General features: G+C 69.6%; 10 protein-coding genes. 7 read left to right on the forward strand and 3 right to left on the reverse strand.

What is annotated here, in order from left to right; all coding sequences use genetic code 11:
- Positions 1-4 precede the first annotated feature (4 nt).
- The 7 genes from ACWCO2_RS11420 (at position 5) to ACWCO2_RS11450 (ending at position 8,065) form a co-directional block, all read left to right on the forward strand.
- Complete coding sequence (locus ACWCO2_RS11420) at positions 5-232, forward strand: AbrB/MazE/SpoVT family DNA-binding domain-containing protein (RefSeq protein WP_450127626.1); 228 nt, start codon at positions 5-7, stop codon at positions 230-232.
- Positions 222-653: a type II toxin-antitoxin system VapC family toxin gene (locus ACWCO2_RS11425; protein ID WP_450127627.1), complete on the forward strand. Its 432-nt coding sequence runs from the start codon at positions 222-224 to the stop codon at positions 651-653. Before ACWCO2_RS11420 ends, ACWCO2_RS11425 begins: the two co-directional genes overlap by 11 nt.
- Before the next feature lie 105 nt (positions 654-758).
- The gene (ndk, locus tag ACWCO2_RS11430) at positions 759-1,169 is read left to right on the forward strand and encodes a nucleoside-diphosphate kinase (RefSeq protein WP_450127628.1); all 411 of its coding nucleotides are present in this window, start codon (positions 759-761) and stop codon (positions 1,167-1,169) included.
- Positions 1,170-1,333: 164 nt separating this feature from the next.
- A complete protein-coding gene (locus ACWCO2_RS11435; protein ID WP_450127629.1) occupies positions 1,334-1,711 on the forward strand; it encodes a GNAT family N-acetyltransferase in 378 nt (125 codons plus the stop codon).
- 255 nt (positions 1,712-1,966) lie between these two features.
- On the forward strand, positions 1,967-3,931 hold the full coding sequence (locus ACWCO2_RS11440) for a TIGR03960 family B12-binding radical SAM protein (RefSeq protein ID WP_450127630.1): 1,965 nt from the start codon (positions 1,967-1,969) through the stop codon (positions 3,929-3,931).
- 262 nt (positions 3,932-4,193) lie between these two features.
- Entirely contained in the window at positions 4,194-4,988 is a 795-nt protein-coding gene (locus ACWCO2_RS11445) for a TIGR03936 family radical SAM-associated protein (protein WP_450127631.1), read from the forward strand.
- 167 nt (positions 4,989-5,155) lie between these two features.
- Positions 5,156-8,065, forward strand: coding sequence for a translation initiation factor IF-2 N-terminal domain-containing protein (locus ACWCO2_RS11450; protein ID WP_450127632.1), 2,910 nt, complete (start codon positions 5,156-5,158; stop codon positions 8,063-8,065).
- Positions 8,066-8,622: 557 nt separating this feature from the next.
- Here the strand turns inward: ACWCO2_RS11450 and ACWCO2_RS11455 are convergent.
- The 3 genes from ACWCO2_RS11455 to ACWCO2_RS11465 form a co-directional block, all read right to left on the reverse strand.
- A complete protein-coding gene (locus ACWCO2_RS11455; RefSeq protein WP_450127633.1) occupies positions 8,623-11,847 on the reverse strand; it encodes an arabinosyltransferase domain-containing protein in 3,225 nt (1,074 codons plus the stop codon).
- A 277-nt stretch (positions 11,848-12,124) separates the two neighbouring features.
- Positions 12,125-13,093 (reverse strand): glycosyltransferase family 2 protein, encoded by a 969-nt coding sequence (locus ACWCO2_RS11460; RefSeq protein WP_450127634.1) that lies wholly within the window; start codon positions 13,091-13,093, stop codon positions 12,125-12,127.
- Entirely contained in the window at positions 13,090-14,796 is a 1,707-nt protein-coding gene (locus tag ACWCO2_RS11465) for a hypothetical protein (RefSeq protein WP_450127635.1), read from the reverse strand. The genes ACWCO2_RS11460 and ACWCO2_RS11465 overlap by 4 nt, the downstream gene beginning before the upstream one ends.
- Between the last annotated feature and the right edge of the window lie 346 nt (positions 14,797-15,142).

Raw genomic sequence — 15,142 nt, forward strand, 5'->3', positions numbered from 1 at the left:
TTCCATGAAGATGACGGAGAAGGGGCAGGTAACCATCCCGGTTGACCTGCGCCGTGAACTGGGATTGCGCCCAGGGGATCAGATCGAGATCAGATTGGAGGGAGATGCGCTGATCCTCACCCGCGATCACTCGGTGCCGAGTCGCGGACAACGGATGGTCGATCTGCTGCGGGGCAGCGGACACGGCGAGATGACGACCGACGAGATCATGGAGCTGACCCGTGGCGAGTGAGGCAGGTGTTCGCCCGCCCGTCACGCTGGTCGATTCCAACGTCTTTCTGGATGTGATCACCGATTGCCCGCAGTGGGCGGCGTGGTCTGGACAGAAGCTGAAGGAGGTGGGCGAGCAGGGGGCCGTCGTGATCAACCCGATCGTCTACTCCGAAGTATCGGTCGGTTATTCGACGTTGGACGAGCTTGATGCCGTGCTTCCAGGCGACCTCTACGTACGAACACCGTTGCCATGGTCGGCGGCGTTCCTCGCTGGGAAGTGCTTCCAGCAGTACCGGAAGCGGGGAGGCGAGAAGCGATCGCCGCTTCCGGACTTCTACATCGGTGCCCACGCGGCGGTCAGCCGCCTTCGACTCCTGACGCGCGACGCGCGCCGGTACCGCGCGTACTTCCCGACGGTGGAGCTGATCGCCCCGGAGTGATGGGCGCCCCCGTGTCGGGCGTGTCACTGCATCGATACGCTGGCGGGCAAACCGGGCGCCGTGGGTAGCAGCACTTGGCGCCGAAGGCGACGAAGGAGGAGAACCGTGAGCGAGCGCACCCTGGTCCTGGTCAAGCCCGACGGTGTCGAGCGCGGCCTGGTCGGCGAGGTGATCAGCCGGATCGAGCGCAAGGGCCTGAAGCTGGTCGCGCTGGAGCTGAAGAACGTCGACCGCGAGCTGGCCGAGCAGCACTACGCCGAGCACGACGGCAAGCCGTTCTTCGGTTCGCTGATCGAGTTCATCACCTCCGGCCCGGTTGTGGCCGCGTGCGTCGAGGGCCCGCGCGCCATTTCCGCGTTCCGCCAGCTGGCGGGCGGCACCGACCCGGTCGAGAAGGCGGCGCCGGGCAGCATCCGCGGCGACTTCGGCCTGGAGGTCCAGTTCAACCTGGTGCACGGCTCGGACTCCACCGAGTCCGCCGAGCGCGAGCTCAAGCTCTGGTTCCCGGAGCTCTGACCCCGGTGACCGCCGACCCGGAGGGCATCGTCACCGGGCCGCAGCGCGCGGACATCTCGCACCCGGATCTGGTGGACGGGCTGGCCGAGCTGTAGGGCCGGGTCACGGCGGCCGGTGGGGCGGCTGGGTTCAGCTCGACCGACTCCCCGGACGAGCTGCGTGCCGTGGCCACCAAGCTGGTCGACGAGGTGCGCGGCGAGAAGGCGCACCTGATCATCATCGGCCAGCAGGATCTGCTGGTCGGGATCGCGGTGCTGCGATCGCGCCAGCTGCCGGTCCGCAAGCACACCGGTGAGCTCGCCTGGCTCGCGGTCGACCCGGTGCTGCAGGGCAAGGGTTGGGGCAAGCAGCTGCACGACGCGGTGCTGGCGCAAGCGCGGGCGATCGGTCTGGAGATGCTTGACCTGGTCACCCGCAGCGGCCACGACCTGGAGCGCTTCTACGAGGGGCTCGGTTGGGTCGGGCGGGGCTGGTGGCCGGGTGCGGTGCGCGTCACCGCCGGCGACGACCGCGACGAGATCTGGTTCACCCGGGACGTCTGATCCTGGTGCTCGGCGATCCTTTCGGACTCGTTGTGCGCGGTGGAACCTCTCAGGCGCTTCCTGGCTATGGGCGCCCCTAGAACAGGGCCTCGCCGGGAAGCGCCTGACCACCCGCGACAGGGTCCTGAAACGCCTCCGGTGGCTTCGCCGAGATGAAGACTTGGGCACCGCGCGGGCGGTCGCCGAACAGAAGCAAGACCTCATTCGAATTCGCCCCGGGCCCTTCGGCTGAACCGGGGCCTTTACCCTGGTTGGGTGCGTGTGGAGTCCGTTTTCGACAGGTTGGAACCGCTGCTCTCGCGGGTCTCCAAACCCGTGCAGTACGTGGGTGGGGAGCTCAACGCGACGGTGAAGGCGTGGGACGACACCGCCATCCGGTGGTGCCTGATGTACCCCGACGCCTACGAAGTCGGGCTGCCCAACCAGGGCGTCCAGATCCTCTACGAGATCCTCAACGAGCAGCCGGACGTGCTGGCCGAGCGCACCTACGCGGTGTGGCCGGACCTCGAGGAGCTGATGCGGGAGAACGACATCCCGCAGTTCACCGTGGACGCGCACCGCCCGGTCGGTGCCTTCGACGTGCTGGGCATCAGCTTCGCCACCGAACTGGGCTACACGAACCTGCTCGGCGCGCTGGACCTTGCGGGGATCCCGATCCACGCCGTCGACCGCACCGACGACCACCCGATCGTGCTGGCCGGCGGGCACGCGGCGTTCAACCCGGAGCCGATCGCGGACTTCCTGGACGCGGCGGTGCTCGGTGACGGCGAGGAAGCCGTCCTGGAGGTCACCGAGGCCATCCGCCGCTGGAAGGCGGAGGGTCAGCCGGGCGGCCGCGACGAGCTGCTGCTGCGCCTGGCCGAGTCGGGTGGCGTGTACGTCCCGAAGTTCTACGACGTCAGCTACCGCGCCGACGGTGCCATCGACCAGATCGTGCCCAACCAGGAGCGCGCCCCGTACCGGGTCTTCAAGCGCACCACCATGGAGCTCGACGATTGGCCGTACCCGAAGCAGCCACTGGTCCCGCTGGCCGAGAGCGTGCACGAGCGGATGAGCGTGGAGATCTTCCGCGGCTGCACCCGCGGTTGCCGGTTCTGCCAGGCCGGGATGATCACCCGGCCGGTGCGCGAGCGCTCCATCGAGGGCATCGGCGAGATGGTGCAGCAGGGTCTGCAGGCCACCGGCTTCGAGGAGGTCGGGCTGCTGTCGCTGAGCTCGGCCGACCACTCCGAGATCGCCGAGATCACCAAGGGACTGGCCGACCGCTACGAGGGCACCAACACCGGCCTGTCGCTGCCGTCGACCCGGGTGGACGCGTTCAACATCGACCTAGCCAACGAGCTGTCCCGCAACGGTCGCCGCTCCGGTCTGACGTTCGCCCCGGAGGGCGGCAGCGAGCGGATCCGCCGCGTGATCAACAAGATGGTGTCGGAGGAGGACCTGATCCGCACCGTCTCGGCGGCCTTCGCCAACGGCTGGCGGCAGGTCAAGCTGTACTTCATGTGCGGTCTGCCCACCGAGACCGACGACGACGTGCTGCAGATCGCCGAGATGGCCAAGGAGGTCATCCGTGCTGGTCGCGAGGCCTCCGGGCGCAAGGACATCCGGTGCACGATCTCCATCGGCGGGTTCGTGCCCAAGCCGCACACCCCGTTCCAGTGGGCTTCGCAGACCGACCCGGACACCGTCGACTCGCGGCTGCGCAAGCTGCGCGAGGCGATCAACTCCGATCGCAAGATCGGCCGCAACATCGGCATGCGCTACCACGACGGCAAGCCGTCGATGATCGAAGGCCTGCTCTCTCGCGGTGACCGGCGGATCGGGCGGGTCGTCGAGCGGGTGTGGCGCGAGGGCGGCCGGTTCGACGGCTGGAACGAGCACTTCTCGTACGAGCGTTGGGTCTCCTGCGCCGCGGCCGAGCTGGAGCCGCTGGGGGTGGACCTGGACTGGTACACCACCCGGGAGCGGACCGAGGGCGAGGTCCTGCCGTGGGACCACCTCGACTCCGGCCTGGACAAGGAATGGCTGTGGGCGGACTGGCAGGACGCGCTGGACGCCCGCGAGCAGGACGACTGCCGCTGGACCCCGTGCTTCGACTGCGGCGTGTGCCCGACCATGGGCACCGACATCGAGGTCGGTCCGACGGGCCGCAAGCTGCTGCCGATCTCCCCGGTCGGGCAAGGCTCCCCGGTCCGCAACCCGGCCTTCACCCAGGGCTGACACCGGCTGGAAGCGCTGGTCAGAGCCTTCCGCTCGGAGTGGTCGCCGGTTCTCGACGGGCCGGCGACCACCCGAGCAGCGGCTCGGTGCGGGGGCGCTCCGCGCGGTACGGTCCTTCGAAAACTGGCCCGCAGGTGTTGTCACACTGCGGTTGAGCAAGCAAGCATCGGCATTGGAGCGGTCGTCGAGGACCGCCGATGACGATCATGGTCGGGAGGGCATCCTGAGTCGGCGAGATCACCCCAATCCCTCGGCTCCGCCGGTGCAGAAGCTGCGGCTTCGCTACGCCAAGCGGGGGCGGCTGCGGTTCACCTCGCACCGCGACGTGGCGCGCACCTTCGAGCGCGCGCTGCGACGGGCCGGGGTACCGATGGCGTATTCCCAGGGCTTCAGCCCGCACCCGAAGGTGTCCTGGGCGGGCGCGGTGCCCACCGGGGTGTCCAGCATTGCCGAGTACGTCGAGCTCCAGCTGGTGGAGCAGGTCGAGCCGGCCGCGCTGCGCGTCGAGCTCAACGCCGCGCTGCCCGAGGGCATCGACGTGCTCGACGCGGTGGTGGCCCAGCCGGGCCCGCTGGCGGATAAGCTCGACGTCAGCAGGTGGCGGATCGACCTGCCCGGCACGGACGTCGCGGAGCTGCGCGACGCCGTCACCGCGCTGATGGCGGCCGACACCGCGCTCGTGGAGCGGATGACCAAGGACGGTCGCCGCACCATCGACGCGCGTGCGGCGCTGCTCAGCGCGGAGGTCCAGGAGTCCGGTGGAGCGGTCGCGCAGAGTGATCAAAATTCGGTCGCAACCGCCCGAGTGGACGATTGGCCGAAGGCATCGGAACCGTATGGGATACTTGTAACGGTCGTGCGGCAGACAACACCCGTCGTGCGGCCCGACGACGTACTGAGCGCCCTGCGTGTCGTCGCCGGTCTGGCACCGTCGGCCGCCGCGAGCGCGACCCGGCTGGAACAGGGTCGGCTCGACGACGGAGGCGGTATCGCCGACCCGTTGGCCCAGGACTCAGTCGCCGACCGGAGTCCGGCGGGGGAGCCCACGGCCGGGTGACGGACGGCGCGGACGTCGCCGACCCGCCGTGTGACTTCCCGGCCTGAAGGCTGGGGGCGGAGGGACCACGAAGAATTGCCGTCGCCCGCGGGTGGCGGAGACCGAAGAACGCACATGCCTCTGTGCGGCCGCGTCCACCCGGACGCGCCCGGGGGCGGAGGAGCTGGATGTTGAACACGGATACGCCCGCTGGAAGCACCAGCGGGCAGTCGCCCACACCTACCGGGGCAGAGCAGAGCAGCATCGAGCTGCCCGCCAAGCTCCGCGTGCACGCACTGGCCAAGCTGCTGGGTTCTAGCAGCCGGGAGATCATCAACACGCTGGAGTCGATCGGCGAATCGGTTCGCAGCGCTCAGTCGAACATCACCCGTGAGGTGGCGCTGCAGGTCGTGCAGGCCCTGAACCCGGAGCTGGTGGAGTCGGAAGCCCCGGCCGCCGCTCCGGAGGAGAAGGCCGAGCCCGAGCAGCCCGCTGTCGAGGAGCCTGCTGAGGAAGCCGTTCCGGAGTCCGAGTCGGCCCCGGCGGTGCCTGCGGCGCACTTCGCGTCGGCTGGCCGGGAAGCGGCCCCGGAGGGCGGCGCGTCCGCCGGGTTGACGCCGATGTTCGCCGCGCCGGAGGCCATGTTCCTGGCCCCGTCGCCGCAGGAGTCGCGTCCCGAGCAGAAGGCCGCGCTGGAGCCCGTTGCTGCGGAGGAACCGGCCGAGACCAAGACCGAAGCACCGGCCGAGACCGAGGCTGAGGCCGAGTCCGAGGAGGACTCCGAGGGCACCGGTCGTCGCCGCCGTCGTCGCGGTCGCCGTGGCCGCGGTCGTGGCCGCGGTGCCGACGGCGAGATCAGCGGTGAAGGCGAGTCGGAGGCCACCGAGGAGACTGCCGAGGAGACTGCCGCCGCTGAGGCCGCCGAGCAGCCCGCGGAGTCGGAGGCCACCGAGGAGCAGCCGGACGCCGAGTCTGAGGGCTCGGGCGAGTCGAACCGCCGTCGCCGTCGCCGCCGTCGCCGCAAGGGCACGTCCGACGACGAGAGCGGCGCCCGCGAGGACGACCCGCCGAACACCGTCGTGCACGTCCGAGAGCCGGCCGCCGCCGAGACCCGCCAGGACAGCAGCGACGACGAGGTCCGCGCGGTCAAGGGCTCGACCCGTCTGGAGGCCAAGCGCCAGCGCCGCCGGGACGGCCGCGAGGCCGGACGCCGCCGCGCCCCGGTGCTCTCCGAGGCCGAGTTCCTGGCTCGCCGCGAGTCGGTGGACCGCAAGATGGCGGTCCGGCAGAACGGCGACCAGACGCAGATCGCGGTGCTCGAGGACAACGTCCTCGTCGAGAACTTCGTGACCTCGTCGGGCACCGGCTCGCTGGTCGGCAACGTCTACCTGGGTCGCGTGCAGAACGTGCTGCCCAGCATGGAAGCCGCCTTCGTCGACATCGGCCGCGGCCGCAACGCTGTGCTCTACGCCGGTGAGGTCGACTGGGACGCCGCCGGACTGGCCGGCAAGGCGCGCCGCATCGAGCAGGCGCTGTCGACGGGGGACAGCGTCCTGGTGCAGGTCACCAAGGACCCGGTCGGTCACAAGGGCGCCCGGCTGACCACCCAGATCAGCCTGCCCGGTCGCTTCCTGGTGTACGTGCCGGGCGGCGGCGCCACCGGCATCAGCCGCAAGCTGCCCGACACCGAGCGCAAGCGGCTCAAGGAGATCCTCAAGCGGATCGTCCCGGACAACGCCGGGGTGATCATCCGCACCGCGTCGGAGGGCACCAGCGAAGAGGCGCTGGACCGTGACGTGCGCCGCCTGCAGGCGCAGTGGGAGGTCATCAAGGAGAAGGCCGAGATCCCCGGCGCGCAGGCCCCGCAGCTGCTCTACGAGGAGCCGGACCTGCTGATCAAGGTCGTCCGCGACCTGTTCACCGAGGACTTCTCGCAGATGACGGTCCAGGGCAACGACGCCTGGGACACCATCGAGGCCTACGTCCAGCACGTCGCGCCCGACCTGGCGCAGCGGCTGGTCAAGCACGTCGGCAAGAACGACGTGTTCACTGAGCAGCGGATCAACGAGCAGATCGCCAAGGCCCTGGACCGCAAGGTCTGGCTGCCCTCCGGCGGCTACCTGGTGATCGACCGCACCGAGGCCATGACGGTCATCGACGTCAACACCGGCAAGTTCACCGGCTCGGGCGGCAACCTCGAGGAGACCGTCACCCGCAACAACCTGGAAGCGGCCGAGGAGATCGTCCGCCAGCTCCGGCTGCGCGACATCGGCGGCATCATCGTCATCGACTTCATCGACATGGTGCTGGAGTCGAACCGCGACCTGGTGCTGCGCCGCCTCACCGAGTGCCTGGGCCGGGACCGCACCCGCCACCAGGTCGCCGAAGTGACCTCGCTGGGTTTGGTGCAGATGACCCGCAAGCGGGTCGGCACCGGCCTGCTCGAGGCCTACAGCAGCACCTGCGAGCACTGCCGCGGCCGCGGCCTGCTGGTCTCCACCGAGCCGACCCAGCACCATAACGGCCACGGCAGTGGCGGCGGTGGGAACAACAACAACGGCTCCCGCCGCAACCGCAACCGCGGCAAGCAGCAGGACGAGCAGCCGGAGCGCACCGAGGCGAAGACCCCGGAGCCGGTGAAGGAGGCGCCGGAGGCGGAGTCGGCGAAGCCGGTCGAGGCGAAGCCCGCTGAGAAGCGCGAGGTGGAGCCGAAGCCCGCGGAAGCGGCGAAGGCCGAGCCGAAGGCGGAGGCTCCGAAGGAGCGCCCGGCGAAGAAGCCGGAAGCGGCGAAGCCCGCTGAGGCTGCGAAGCCGGTGGAGAAGGCGAAGCCGGCCGAGAAGGCCGCTGAGCCGGCCGCGGCGGAGCCGAAGGCCGAAGCCGCCCCGGCGGCGAAGGCCGGAGCGAACGGCCGTCGCCGCAAGGCGACGCGAGCGACCGCGAGCGCTGGCGCGCCGGTGGCGCCGCTGGTGATCACCAAGCCTGCCGAGCCGGCCCAGCCGACCGACAACGGCATGTCCGAGGTCGCACCGGCAGCCCCGGTCCGCCGGGTCCGCCGCCGGTCGTCGTCGCGCCCCGCCGGCCCGCCCGTCGAGGGCTGACCGAACAACCAGGAATGGCCGATCCGTTCACCAACGGATCGGCCATTCCGCTTTTCCGCCCCGCTGCACGTGCCCCAAGGGGACACCCGCGTTCGGTCAGCTTGTATCGCCTGATTCAAGCGGCGGTGACCTCCGTCGGTTCTGCCCAAAACTGATCCTCACCTCACCGCAGGGCTGCGTCGAGAACGCTGTCAGTTTTAGAACCTGTTTTTGAACTCGTTTTGCTTTGCGGTGCGGGTGGCGGAACGTCAGCGTCCGCCTGGTCTGCGGGTGCCCTGACTTATGTATGCCAATCCAGGCGAATGCTGAGAACCCGCGGCGGTGCGAGCTGCGAGGGTGGGCTATACGCCTGGCGGCGCATCAAAAGCAAAGGATCAAAAACAGGCACTTAGGCAAACTGCCTCGCAATCCTGGCGACCACACAGGTCTTCGAACCCGAAGCAACCTCGTCCCAAAGCCGAACGCTCACGGATGCGGCAAGAGGGTGTCGGCCGATCCCGGACGTGAAAGAAGGGCCCCTCCAACCGCTGGTCGGAGGGGCCCTTCTGCTGGTTCCGTCAGTTCTGCTGGTTCGCGTCGAACGTGGGGATGTCGGTCCGGTCGTCCGAGCTCGGCACGTCACCCGGCAGCTGGACCGCCTGGGTCAGCTCTCCTGGTGACCACGTGCCCCAGTGGGTTTCCGGGTGGATCTCCAACGCTGCCTTCGCCGGGAGCGCGTCCGCGTCGTACGGGTGCACGACGTACAGCGAGCCCCAGTCCTGCTGCGGGGCGCCGCGCAGGTAGGTCGGCAGTTCCCGCACGCTCGATGCCACGTTCAGCCAGCCGAACGGTCCACCCGCGTCCGGCGAGGACCAGCCCTCGCCGACGTCGCGGACCAGCTCACCGGCCGAAACCCGGAACCGCGGCATCTCGGCGATGCCGTCGTAAAGGCCCGAGATCTGCAGGCACGGGTGTACCAGCGCGGCAGGCCACTCCACGAACGTCGGAGCGTTGCCCACGAGCTGGGTCATGTTGGTCAGCTTCGGCACGCGCGGCGTGCTCACCGCCAGCCAGCCGTCCACACCGAGGGCCTGGTCGACCGCGACGAGCCGCATCTTCGTGGCGCCTTCGGCCTCGGCGCCGAGGGTGTAGCGGTGATCGCGCCAGCCGGGCGGCGGGCCCTGCTCGGCCTTGTAGCGGCCGGTGATCTCGAAGCCGTGGTCGGTGTCCCGGCCGAACTCCAGCACCACCGAGTTCGCCCCGGTCTCCGCGCCGGCCATGCTCACCACGACCGGCACCTTGCCGCTGAGCGCCTCCTCGGGCAGGTCGTACCAAGGCGTGCGCAGCTCGCCGGTGCCGAGGCCGGCCTCGTCGTAGCTGCCCCACACCGGGGCGTCGTCCCCACCGAACTGGTTCGGCGGCCGATAGTTCGGCTCCTCCGGGTCGTTGGGGTTGTCGACCGGCACGCCGGGTCGGTTGAAACCGACTTCCTTGGGCTTCAGGTACTCCTCGGCGGTCTCGTGGCCGACCAGTCGCTTCGGCGGAACCGGCATGGCCTTGTCGGTCACCGGAGCGGCCGCCTCGGGCTGCTCAGGCGACACCGGCAGCACACCGGCCCGCGGATCGGTCTCGACTTCGATGTAGTCGGACAACCCGCAGCTGGATCCGGTCAGCTGCTTGATGTTGTCCACACCGAGGTTGTAGGTGTCGTCCTGCTTCTGGATGGCCTTGCCGAAGCTCGCCAGTTCGAAGAGCACCAACAACGCGCACACCACCGACAGCGGCGCGGTGCCCAGTCGCAGCGCACGGCTGCGCTTCTCCGGGCTGTCCCAGCTCTCGTCGACGACCTTCGGGTTGTTCTCGTCGATGCGCAGGTGCTCGATCAGCGCGATGATGCCCGCGACCGCGGCGAAGAACAGGAACAGCGTGCTGAAGTTGTAGCCCTTGATCGACGGCGGCTTGTCGAACCACGGGATGCCCCAGCCCGAGACGTACCACCAGGCGTTGGGGCCGGTGGCGGCGAAGGCCAGGATCACCATCAGCCCGGCGATGAACGCCGCCCGGTTGCGGCGGGAGCGCAGCACCGTGGTGCTGGTCGCCAAGGCCGTCAGCGCGGCCAGCGCGCCGCCGAACGCAGCGAAGATGCCGAAGTGGTGGGTGTGCTTGGTGGGGGTGAGGGCCAGCACCGCGAAGCACATCGCGGTGATCGCCAGCAGCCGTCGGCTCGGGCCCAGCGCCGCGCCCCGGATGCGGTTGCGGCGCAGCAGCACGACCGCGCACATCACCAGGCACAGGATGACCAGCAGCACCGGGAAGCGCCGGGTCATCGAGCCGTCCGGGCTCTGGCTGAACAGCAGGGCGTAGCGGCTGAGCTCCTCGTACCACCGGCCGTTGGGGCCGAAGGTGGTCTTGAGCTCCATCGAGTCCAGGACCGACCGGAAGGTCTGGTCGTAGAACACCAAGGTCAGGATCACGAACCCGGATGCGGAGATCGGCGCGAGCACCGGCAGCCAGCCGAACTCCTGCGCCCGCTTGCGCACCAGCCGGTACAGCGGCTTGATCGCAGCGATGTAGGGAAGCACTGCGACCAACCCGTGCGGGTTGACGCCGACCGACAGCGCCGCGCCCACCAGGCCCAGCGCGGCCGGAACCAGTCGCCCGGTGGCCACGGCGCGCTCGACGGCGCACAGCGCCAGCAGCGAGAACAGCACCACGACCGGCTCAGCGCGGAGGCCGTTGTTGTACGGCAGCCAGAAGGCCAGGAACACCGCGGCGGCGGCCCAGCCGGCGGCGTTGGAGCGCCGCACCTGCTGGCCGAGGCGCGGCAGCACCTCGCGGCTGATCAGCAGCCAGGACACGATGCCCATCAGCAGCGCGGGCAACCGCACCCACGGCGTCGCCGTCGAGACCTGCACCCAGAGCGCGTAGAGCTCGTAGAACCAGCCGAACGGCGATTCGGGGTTGGCGAACCAGCGGTAGTAGTTGCTGACGTACCCGGCGCTCTGCTCGGAGCGCACCATGCTGAGCACGTAGCCGTCGTCGGAGGTCATCGCCCCGATCAGCCACCACACGCCCAGCGTGATGAACACCGATGCGTCGCGCAGCGTCGGCTTCCACCACCCGATCGGGGCCAGCTTCGGCGCGCGTCGTCCGGCGCGCATGTCCAGTCGCCGCAGGCAGATCACGGAGCCGATGAACGCGGCGACGGTCAGCGCTATCACGGTCAGCTTGAGTGCCGTGGCTTCGGTGCTGAACCGGTTGTCCACGCGGGCCTCGAAGGACAGGCCGTGGACGTCGTCGACGGCGCTGTCGAGCGCGGAGTAGATGCCGGTCAGCTGGGGCCGCTGGTCGCCGAGGACGCTCGCCCACTGCTTGCCGCCGACGGTGGCGGTGGTGCCCCCGGCGTCGGCACGCAGCTTGATCGTGCAGTCACCGGGAGGCAGGTCGACCGTGCCGACCTGCTGTCCCTTGGAGAACAGCGCGGCCTGGCCGTTGTCGACCTGCAGGACCAGACCGGTCAGCTTGCCGAAGTCCGAGGACGGGGGATTGGTGCTGAGCAGCATGCCCGGCCCGGCCGTGCGCTCGTCCAGACTCCGGACGGCAGCGCAGGGCACCTCCGCGTTCAACCACAGCGGTGAATAGGAGACCAGCGGTGCCGACACCGATCTGGTGCCTTCCGCGGTCGGCCACTTCAGCGTGGTGATGTTGTGATTGACCGGGAGGAACGGGATCAGGAGCGCAAGCACCGTCCCGACGATTCCGAGGATTGCGGCAGACAGCCGAAGTCGCTTCGCCGAGTGCACGCGCAGCACCTTACGGGGGTGCGCTCGCGCGCAGGCGAGTGCACCCCCCGGCGGTGAGCGCGCCGTTATCGCCCGGACCTCGCGCCGTTACCCACTGGAAGTAAAAATCTGCTCGGGCGTCCGGCCAACTACAGTTTCAATTGAAACTGTGAATCCCACGCACGGCGCACCGCAGCTTCCATCGAGGGTTTTTCATCCTGTCCGGCCCATGACCGCGAAGCGCGACCCGCGCCGCCACGCAAAACGAGGATGGAAAAACCTCATTGAAACTGCGGGATCAGGCGGCGGGGGCCGTGACCGATGTCTGGTCGGCCACGAGGACGTCGATGTCCCGGTCCCGGCCCGTGTGGTGCAGCACGAGCTCGGCGAGCAGGCCCACCGAGATCATCTGCACAGCGAAGATCTCCAGCAGGATGCCCAGCGTCAGCAGCGGCCTGGTGCCGATCGGCTGGTCGGTGAACATCCACACCCCGGTCAGGTACAGCAGGATCAGCGTGCCGATCGTCCCGGCCAGCATCCCCAACCCGCCGAACAGGTGCGCCGGACGCCGCCCGTAGCGGGTCAATGCGACGACTGTGAGCAGGTCCAGCGCACCGCGCAGGTAGCGCTCGAGGCCGTACTTGGACTTGCCGTGCAGGCGGGCCCGGTGGTGCACGGCCTGCTCGACGACCCGGTAGCCGAGCTGGTGCGCCAGCGCCGGGATGTAGCGGTGCAGCTCCCCGTACAGCGGAACCCGTCGGTAGACCTCGGTTCGCGCGGCCTTGAGCCCGCAGTTGTGGTCGGACAACTTCAGGCCGGTGATCAGCCCGGTGAACCAGTTGAACACCTTCGACGGCAGCCGCTTGCCCAGCGGGTCCTGGCGGTTCGCCTTGTGCCCGCTGACCAGGTCGGCCCCGGCGTCCAGCTCGGCCAGCAGCCGGGGGATCTCGGCCGGATCGTCCTGCAGGTCGGCGTCCAGCGTGACCAGCAGCTCACCGCGGACCTCGGCGACCCCGGCGGCCAGCGCGGCGGCCTTGCCGAAGTTGCGACGCAGCCGGATGCCGCGGATCCGCGGATCCCGTGCCGCGTGTTCGCTGATCACCTGCCAACTGTCGTCGGTGCTGCCGTCGTCGACGACCAGCAGCTCCCAGCTGCGGTCCTGCTGCTCCATGGCCTCGCTGATCTCGGCGAACAGCCGGGGCAGGTTGTCCTGCTCGTTCTTCGCCGGGGTGAGCAGCGACACCTGCGGTGACGGGGTTTGCGTCATGACGCGACCTGCGGACTTTCGGTGAGGGGCCGGATCCACCAGCCGTCGGGGAAGTGGAAGGCGACGCGCAGCAGACCCGGCTGGGCCGGCGCGACTGCTTCGAAGCCGAGCCCGATCTCGATGCCCGGGGTCTGCGATTCGGCGTCCGAGCGCGGAATGTCGACGACACCGCCGCCGATCACCGTGCCGCTCTGGTCGAGCACCGCGACGCAGCTGGCGCGCTCGATGCCGGAGATCGCCCAGCCCTTGAGCATCCGTGCCCCGCCCTGGACCTCGTCGGTCTCGACGTTGAGGATCACGTCCCGGCCGTCCGGGCGGGGTTCCCGGAACGCGCCTTCGCTGGGCTGGCGCCAGTTCGCGGTGCTGACCCGGTCGCCGAGCTCCAGGCCGTCGGGGCAGTTCAGGGTGAACTCGGGGGAGAACGGGTAGTGGCCCAGCGCCTGCAAGCGCGGCAGCAGGCGGTCCGGCTCCGGGAACCGGTCGGCGAAGGCGTCCGGGTGCCCGATGCGCGCGGCGATGGCCAGCAGGTCCTGGTTCGGCGCGTCGGAGCGGACGCTCTGCGCCATCGGCGCTCCCAGCGCCACGGTGGCCAGCACGGTGCCCGCGACGGTGACGGTGCGCAGCCTCGGCAGCTTGGGCCAGGCAACCACGATCACCAGCAGTGCGATCCACAGCGCGGCGGTCATGCTGTTGTACCGGCTTTGCAGCCCGGCCGTTTCGCCGAACGCGGCGCGCGAGCCGGAGATCATCACCGCGCACCCGGCGGCGTAAACCGCCAGGCCCCACCAGGGTGCGGCGTTGCGCCGCTGCTCCGGTGTCTGCTGTTGGGCGTGCACCACCAGCGTTGCCAGTCCGGCAACGCCCGCGATCAGCGCGATCGCCGGTTCGGTGCCGGTCCACACCATGCCGAGCATGCTCAGCCCGGCCAGCAGCGCCTGCGCCGGGTCATCGGTGGGAGAAGCGCCCCCGCCGCCCTGCGGTCCGCGCAGCACCAGCCAGGAAGCAACCACGACCAGGCCGACCGCCATCGGGGCAGCCACCCACTTGCGCCGGTCGCCGCGCAGCCACGCCATCAGGGCCAGAGCCGGCCACACCGCGAACGAGGTGCCGTAGCTGATCGAGGCCAGCAGGCCGAAGACGATCGCCCACAGCCGGTGATAGCGCTGCATCGCCAGCAGCGCCGCGAGCACCAGCATCAGGGCGAGGATCCAGGACGCGCCGCTCATCGAGCGCACGTAGTTGTGGATGCCGTGCGGGTTGAACACCAGCGTCGAGGTGGCCGCGACCAGCCCGGCGCGTTGCCAGCGGTTGAGCTCCTTGGGCAGCATCGCCCACACCAGCAGCACGCTGATCACGCCGAAAGCGATGATCACCAGGCCCAGCGGCTGGTTCAGGCCATGGCCGTACCGGGCGCTGAGCCAGAACAGCAGGCTGGGCAGCACGAACGGGTGCTCGTTGCGGAAACCCAGCAGCGCCTCCGGGCGCAGCGTGCCGTCGTCGTTGGTGAGGTCCAGCAGCACCCACCAGTAGTCGTAGAAGTGCATCTGCGGGTAGCGCAGGACTTCCCGGAGCATCAGCAGCGGCGGCACGATCGCCGACAGCCCGAGCAGGAGCGGTCCGAATCGCTGCAACGGCCTCGGGCGCGGCGAGGTTCCGGAGTCGGAGCGATCGTCCAGCTCCGCCCCCGGTGCGATGTCAGTCACGAGGTGTTTCCCCAGATCAAGTAGAACGGCGACCTACCGTAGCAAGAGACCGGACAAGTCCGGCACCTTCTTTCGGAGGGGTCGATTTGACCCCGTTCGGAGGCCCGTCTTACGCTGTCGCGGCTCGCCTGTCGCCGACTTCCAGTCGTGCGCCCCGCGTGGTGCGGCCCCGCCCGATCGGGACCCGGAACGCGGACTGTATGATGGGTGAGAACTTCTCGCCGCCGGACGGGCGGAGAGGTTAAACGCCTGTTTCGAGTGGTGCTCCGCGCTGCCTGGGACGGGAACCCCACCGAGGCGCTGCACCAGCGGCGTGGTAGGAATCCTCGATCCGATTCGGGTCGGG

This window comes from Saccharopolyspora sp. NPDC002376 (genome assembly GCF_053593195.1).

What these genes read in the sequence shown, in the direction of transcription:
- ACWCO2_RS11460 (WP_450127634.1), bottom strand. Translation starts at nt 13,093, where the DNA reads ATGACGCAAACCCCGTCACCGCAGGTGTCGCTGCTCACCCCGGCGAAG.
- ACWCO2_RS11450 (WP_450127632.1), top strand. Translation starts at nt 5,156, where the DNA reads ATGTTGAACACGGATACGCCCGCTGGAAGCACCAGCGGGCAGTCGCCC.
- ACWCO2_RS11420 (WP_450127626.1), top strand. Translation starts at nt 5, where the DNA reads ATGAAGATGACGGAGAAGGGGCAGGTAACCATCCCGGTTGACCTGCGC.